Source organism: Pseudomonas sp. S3E12 (assembly GCF_001702295.1).
Taxonomy (GTDB): domain Bacteria; phylum Pseudomonadota; class Gammaproteobacteria; order Pseudomonadales; family Pseudomonadaceae; genus Aquipseudomonas; species Aquipseudomonas marginalis.
Map to the genome: position 1 here is coordinate 275,757 of NZ_MBDT01000016.1, position 7,258 is coordinate 283,014.

At 63.3% G+C, this 7,258-nt stretch carries 6 protein-coding genes; all 6 read left to right on the top strand.

Annotated elements, in window-relative coordinates:
* The first annotated feature begins 33 nt into the window (after positions 1–33).
* Positions 34–1,356: an MFS transporter gene (locus tag BB029_RS14820; protein ID WP_065939746.1), complete on the top strand. Its 1,323-nt coding sequence runs from the start codon at positions 34–36 to the stop codon at positions 1,354–1,356.
* Positions 1,357–1,371: 15 nt separating this feature from the next.
* Positions 1,372–2,364, top strand: a complete 993-nt coding sequence (gene araD1, locus BB029_RS14825) for an AraD1 family protein (protein ID WP_065939747.1) — start codon at positions 1,372–1,374, stop codon at positions 2,362–2,364.
* 10 nt (positions 2,365–2,374) lie between these two features.
* Positions 2,375–3,955, top strand: coding sequence for an aldehyde dehydrogenase (NADP(+)) (locus BB029_RS14830; RefSeq protein WP_065939748.1), 1,581 nt, complete (start codon positions 2,375–2,377; stop codon positions 3,953–3,955).
* A gap of 19 nt (positions 3,956–3,974) precedes the next feature.
* The gene (locus tag BB029_RS14835) at positions 3,975–4,838 is read left to right on the top strand and encodes an SMP-30/gluconolactonase/LRE family protein (protein WP_065939749.1); all 864 of its coding nucleotides are present in this window, start codon (positions 3,975–3,977) and stop codon (positions 4,836–4,838) included.
* Positions 4,839–4,992: 154 nt separating this feature from the next.
* Entirely contained in the window at positions 4,993–6,000 is a 1,008-nt protein-coding gene (locus tag BB029_RS14840; RefSeq protein ID WP_065939750.1) for a substrate-binding domain-containing protein, read from the top strand.
* On the top strand, positions 5,997–7,258 hold a 1,262-nt coding region (locus BB029_RS14845), incomplete at its 3' end, for an ATP-binding cassette domain-containing protein (protein WP_065939048.1). The genes BB029_RS14840 and BB029_RS14845, both read left to right, overlap by 4 nt.

The window sequence follows — 7,258 nt, forward strand, 5'->3', positions numbered from 1 at the left end:
TTCTATAAAAACAACAATCGGAGATCGACCCCCATGAGCCAGGAACTGCGGCTTATCCGGCGCATCACGCTGAAACTGATTCCCTTCCTGATCCTGCTGTACCTGATCGCCTACGTGGACCGTTCCGCCGTGGGGTTTGCCAAGCTGCACATGGGCGCCGACGTCGGTATCGGCGATGCGGCCTATGGCCTGGGCGCGGGGTTGTTCTTCATTGGCTACTTCCTCTTCGAGATCCCCAGCAACCTGATGCTCGACCGCTTCGGCGCACGGCGCTGGTTTGCGCGGATCATGATCACCTGGGGCGCGATCACCATCGGCATGGCCTTCGTGCAAGGGCCGCACAGTTTCTATGTGATGCGCTTCCTGCTCGGCGCGGCCGAAGCCGGATTCTTTCCCGGCGTCCTGTACTACATCACCCAATGGTTCCCGGTGCGCCATCGCGGCAAGATCCTCGGGCTGTTCATCCTCTCCCAACCGATTGCGATGATGATCACCGGCCCGGTGTCCGGCGGCCTGCTGGGCATGGATGGCATCCTCGGCCTGCATGGCTGGCAGTGGCTGTTCATCGTGATCGGCACCCCGGCGATCCTGCTGACCTGGCCGGTGCTGCGCTACCTGCCGGATGGCCCCAGGCAGGTCAAATGGATGAGCGACGACGAAAAGGCCTGGCTCACCGGTGAGCTGGACAAAGACCTGCAAGCCTACGGCCAGACCCGCCACGGCAACCCGCTGCATGCCCTCAAGGACAAGCGCGTGTTGCTGCTGGCGCTGTTCTACCTGCCGGTGACCCTGAGCATTTACGGCTTGGGCCTGTGGCTGCCGACCCTGATCAAACAGTTCGGCGGCACCGACCTGGTCACCGGTTTTATCTCCGCCGTGCCGTACATCTTCGGCATCATCGGCCTGCTGATCATCCCGCGCAGTTCGGACCGCCTGAATGATCGCTACGGCCACCTGGCGGTGCTGTATGTGCTCGGCGCCATCGGCCTGTTCTGCAGTGCCTGGCTGAGTGTGCCGGTGCTGCAAATGGCCGCGTTGTGCCTGGCGGCGTTTGCGCTGTTTTCCTGCACCGCAGTGTTCTGGACCTTGCCGGGGCGCTTCTTTGCCGGCGCCAGTGCGGCGGCGGGCATTGCCTTGATCAACTCGGTGGGCAACCTCGGCGGCTATATCGGGCCGTTCGTGATCGGTGCGCTCAAGGAATACACCGGCAACCTCGCCTCGGGCTTGTACTTCCTGTCCGGGGTCATGGTGTTCGGGCTGGTCTTGACCGGCGTGGTCTACCGCGTGCTGGAGCGCAAGCACGTACTGCCCGCCGATCAATTCGCCGCCAGCGCCCGTGGCGCCACACGTACTTAATCTGGGAGAAGTCTGATGCGTTTAGTTCAGTTCGAGTCAAGCAACGGTGAACGCCGGGTCGGCGTTGTAGAAGGCACCACAGTGCGCGAAGTGCGTACCGCGCGCAGCGTGCGCGAACTGGCGCTGGCCGCCATCGAGGCGGGCGTCAAGTTGCAGCAGCAGGTCGAGAGCCTGGGCCTGGGCGACAGCCATGACTACGCCGCACTGCTGGCCGACTTGAAGATTTTGCCGCCGTTGGATCATCCGGACCCGGCCCATATGCTCATCAGCGGCACCGGCCTGACCCACCTGGGCAGCGCCTCGGCGCGGGACAAAATGCACCAGCAGGCCGGCGATGAGAGCGCTTTGACCGACACCATGCGCATCTTCAAATGGGGCGTGGAGGGCGGCAAGCCCGCTGCCGGCCAGGCCGGTGTGCAACCGGAATGGTTCTACAAGGGCGACGGCAGCATCGTCGTGCGCCCAGGCGAAGCCTTCCCGGTGCCCCCGTTTGCCGAAGACGCCGGTGAAGAACCGGAAATCGGCGGCCTTTATGTGATCGGCCCGGACAGCAAGCCCTATCGCCTGGGTTTTGCAGTGGGCAACGAGTTCTCCGACCACATCATGGAGCGCAAGAACTACCTGTACCTGGCCCATTCCAAGCTGCGCAGTTGCAGCTACGGCCCCGAACTGCGCGTGGGCGAGTTGCCCCAGCACCTGGCCGGCACCAGCCGCATCCTGCGTAACGGCGAGGAAATCTGGCGGAACGAATTCCTCAGTGGCGAGGCCAATATGTGCCACAGCCTGGAAAACCTCGAGTACCACCACTTCAAATACCGCCAGTTCCTCAAGCCGGGCGATGTGCACATTCACTTCTTCGGCACCGCCACGCTGTCATTCGCCGATGGTATACGTACCCAACCGGGCGATGTGTTCGAGATCAGCCAGGCCGAGTTCGGCGCGTCGTTGGTCAATGGCGTCGGCAGCAGCGAGGCGGCCTTTGAACCCGGCCAAGTCACCCCCCTTTAAGGAGATCAACATGACCCAGTTCCTCGGCCACAACTACATCGGCGGCCAGCGCAGCGCCAGCGGCAGCGTCAAGCTGCACAGCGTCGATGCCAGCACGGGCGAAACCTTGCCCCAGGATTTCTACCAGGCCACGCCGGAAGAGGTGGATGCCGCCGCCAAGGCCGCCGCCGCGGCGTATCCCGCGTACCGTGCGTTGAGTGCCGCGCGCCGTGCGCAGTTCCTGGATGCGATCGCCGACGAGCTGGATGGCCTGAGCGATAACTTCATCGAGTTGGTCTGCCGCGAAACCGCGCTGCCTGCCGCACGTATCAAAGGCGAGCGCGGGCGTACCAGCGGCCAGATGCGCCTGTTCGCCACGGTGCTGCGTCGCGGTGATTTCTACGGCGCACGCATCGACAAGGCGTTACCCGATCGCCAGCCACTGCCACGCCCGGACCTGCGCCAATACCGCATCGGCCTGGGCCCGGTCGCCGTGTTTGGCGCGAGCAACTTCCCCCTGGCGTTTTCCACCGCCGGCGGCGATACCGCAGCGGCGCTGGCGGCCGGTTGCCCGGTGGTGTTCAAGGCCCACAGCGGGCATATGGCCACGGCTGAGCAGGTGGCCAATGCAATCATTCGCGCGGCAGAAGCGACCGAGATGCCGGCGGGCGTGTTCAATATGATCTTCGGTGGCGGCGTCGGCGAGGCGCTGGTCAAGCACCCGGCGATCCAGGCAGTGGGCTTTACCGGCTCGCTCAAGGGCGGTCGCGCCTTGTGCGATATGGCAGCGGCGCGCCCGCAGCCGATCCCGGTGTTTGCCGAGATGTCGAGCATTAACCCGGTGATCGTGCTGCCCCAGGCCCTGCAGGCGCGGGCGGAAGCGGTCGCGCGGGACCTGACCGCGTCGGTGGTGCAGGGCTGCGGTCAGTTCTGCACCAACCCTGGCCTGGTGATCGGTATCGCCTCGCCGCAGTTCACCGCGTTTACCCAACAGGTCGCCCAACTGATCGGTGAGCAACCGGCGCAAACCATGCTCAATGCCGGCACCCTGAGCAGCTACGGCAAAGGCCTGGAAAAACTCCTGGCGCACCCTGGCATTCAGCATGTGGCCGGTAGCACCCAGGCGGGCAATCAGGCACAACCGCAGCTGTTCAAGGCCGATGTGCGCTTGTTGCTCGAGGGCGATGAAGTGCTGCAGGAAGAAGTCTTCGGCCCTACCACGGTGTTTGTCGAGGTCGCTGATCAAGCCCAGCTGAGCGCCGCCTTGCACGGCCTGCACGGCCAGCTCACGGCGACGATCATTGGCGAACCGGCAGACTTTCAACAGTTCGCCGAACTCACGCCGCTGCTGGAACAGAAAGTCGGGCGCATCCTGCTCAACGGCTACCCGACCGGCGTCGAAGTCTGCGATTCGATGGTGCATGGCGGCCCGTATCCAGCGACGTCGGATGCCCGTGGCACCTCGGTCGGCACCTTGGCCATCGACCGTTTCCTGCGTCCGGTGTGCTTCCAGAACTACCCTGACAGCCTGCTGCCTGACGCGTTGAAAAACGCCAACCCGTTGCGCATCCAGCGCCTGGTGGATGGCACGCCATCCCGTGACTCGCTGTAAACACTTATCAGGAGGCGTCATGTCGTGTACCGCTGTCACTGAGCACCGTGCGCAACTGGGGGAAGGCCCGTTCTGGGACGTGCCGACCCAGGCGCTGTACTGGGTCAATATCGCCGGCAAACAGGCCCTGCGCCTGATGGGCGGGCAGTTGCAGATCTGGCAGTTACCCGAGCACGTTTCGGCGTTTATCCCGTGCGAACGCGGTGATGCGCTGGTGACCCTGAGCAGCGGTGTCTACCGCCTGGACCTGGCCACGGAAGCCCTGACCCTGCTGTGCGTGGCCGACCCGCAACCGGGCAACCGTGGCAATGAAGCGCGCTGCGATGCCCAGGGCCGCCTGTGGCTGGGTACCATGCAGAACAACATCGGCGAACACGGCGAAGACCTGCCGATCACGCGGCGCTCCGGCGGCCTGTTTCGCATCGATGTCGATGCCCGGGTCACGCCGTTGCTCCACGGCCTGGGCATTCCCAATACCTTGCTGTGGAGCGAGGACGGCCGCCAGGTGCATTTCGGCGACAGCCTGGACGCCACGCTCTACCAGTATTCGATCCAGGCCGACGGCCAACTCGAGCCCGCAACGCCGTGGTTCGGGCCGCACTTGCGCGGCGGGCCGGATGGCTCTGCCATGGACAGTCAAGGCTACATCTGGAACGCCCGTTGGGACGGCAGTTGCCTGCTGCGCCTGACGCCCGAGGGGGAGGTGGACCGCATTATCGAGTTGCCCGTGAGTCGCCCCACCAGTTGCGTATTCGGTGGCCCCAACCTCACCACTTTGTATATCACCAGCGCCGCCAGCCCATTGGATCACCCTCTGGACGGCGCGGTGCTGGCCATTGAAGTCGATGTCCCCGGCATGCCTTGCCATCGCTTTGCCGGTTAGCTGCACCGCTTCACTGTAGGAGCGAGCTTGCTCGCGAAAGGCCTGAGCGCGCCGTGTGCATTCAGGATGTACGCGTCATCGTTAACGTTTTTCGCGAGCAAGCTCGCTCCTACAAAAAACAGCAAACAAAAAACAACAACAAGGAGTCACCCGTATGAATCATCGTCGTCGTGGTATCCGTTCCCTGTGCTGCGCCGCTGTGGCGGTCTCGGCCATGAGCTTGAGCGGGCTGTTGCTGGCCGCTGAAGAAGTGAAAATCGGTTTTCTGGTCAAGCAGGCCGAGGAGCCGTGGTTCCAGACCGAATGGGCCTTTGCCGAAAAAGCCGGCAAGGAACATGGCTTTACCGTGATCAAGATCGCCGTGCCTGATGGCGAAAAAACTCTTTCGGCCATCGACAGCCTGGCCGCCAACGGCGCCAAGGGCTTTGTGATCTGCCCGCCGGACGTGTCCCTGGGCCCGGCGATCGTCGCCAAGGCCAAGGCCAACGGCTTGAAAGTGATTGCCGTGGATGACCGTTTTGTCGACGCCAAGGGCAACTTCATGGAGGACGTGCCGTACCTGGGCATGGCCGCGTTTGAAGTGGGCCAGAAGCAAGGCGCCGCCATGGCCGCCGAAGCGAAAAAACGTGGTTGGGTCTGGAAGGACACCTACGCGGTGATCAACACCTTCAATGAACTCGACACCGGCAAGAAACGCACCGACGGCTCGATCAAATCCCTCGAAGAAGCCGGTATTCCCAAGGACCACATCCTGACGGCTGCACTGAAAACCCTCGACGTCCCCGGCAGTATGGACGCCACCAACTCGGCCCTGGTCAAGCTGCCCAGCGGTGCGAAAAACCTGATCATCGGCGGCATGAACGACAACACCGTGCTCGGCGGCGTGCGCGCCACCGAAAGCGCCGGCTTCGCTGCGGCCAATGTGATCGGTATCGGCATCAATGGTACCGACGCCATCGGCGAACTGAAGAAGGCCAACAGCGGCTTCTTCGGCTCGATGCTGCCGAGCCCGCACATCGAGGGCTACAACACTGCGTTGATGATGTACGAGTGGGTTACCAAGGGCACCGAGCCGCCTAAATACACGGCCATGGATGAAGTGACCCTGATCACCCGTGCCAACTTCCAGGAAGAACTGACCAAGATCGGGCTGTGGAAATGACGGCGGCGGCCCTGCGTTTCGACGCTATCGGCAAAACCTTTCCCGGGGTCAAGGCGCTGGACGGCATCAGCTTCACCGCCCACCCGGGGCAGGTGCACGCCTTGATGGGCGAGAACGGTGCCGGTAAGTCGACGCTGCTGAAGATCCTCGGCGGCGCCTATATTCCCAGCAGCGGCAGCGTGCAGATCGGCGCGCAGACCATGGCGTTCAAATGCGCCGCCGACAGCATCGCTAGTGGCGTGGCGGTGATCCACCAGGAACTGCATCTGGTGCCGGAAATGACCGTCGCCGAAAACCTGTTCCTCGGGCATTTGCCCGCGCGCTTCGGCGTGGTCAACCGGGGCCTGCTGCGCAAGCAGGCCCTGGCCTGTCTCAAGGGCCTGGCGGATGAAATCGACCCCGAGGAAAAACTCGGGCGCCTGTCCCTGGGCCAGCGCCAACTGGTGGAAATCGCCAAGGCGCTGTCCCGTGGCGCCCATGTGATTGCCTTCGACGAACCCACCAGCAGCCTGTCGGCGCGGGAGATCGACCGCTTGATGGCGATCATCGCGCGCCTGCGGGACGAGGGCAAAGTGGTGCTCTATGTGTCGCACCGCATGGAAGAAGTGTTCCGCATCTGCAACGCGGTGACGGTGTTCAAGGACGGCCGCTACGTGCGCACTTTCGATGACATGAGCGCGCTGACCCACGACCAGTTGGTGACCTGCATGGTCGGTCGCGACATCCAGGACATCTACGACTACCGCCCGCGCGAGCACGGCGAGGTGGCGCTCAAGGTCGACGGTTTGTTGGGGCCGGGTTTGCGTGAGCCGATCAGTTTTGAGGTGCGCAAAGGCGAAATCCTTGGGTTGTTCGGCTTGGTCGGGGCAGGGCGCACGGAGCTGTTCCGTTTGCTCAGCGGCTTGGAACGCGCCAGCGCCGGCAGCCTTGAGTTATGCGGGGAGGCCCTGCAACTGCGCTCACCGCGTGATGCCATCGCCGCCGGTGTACTGCTGTGCCCGGAAGATCGCAAGAAGGAAGGCATCATTCCGCTGTCCAGCGTCGCCGAGAACATCAATATCAGCGCCCGTGGAGCCCACTCTTCGTTTGGCTGGTTGCTGCGCGACGGTTGGGAAAAGGGCAATGCCGACCAGCAGATCAAGGCAATGAAGGTCAAAACCCCGACCGCCGCGCAAAAGATCATGTACCTGTCCGGCGGCAACCAGCAGAAAGCCATTCTCGGCCGCTGGCTGTCGATGCCGATGAAGGTGCTGCTGCT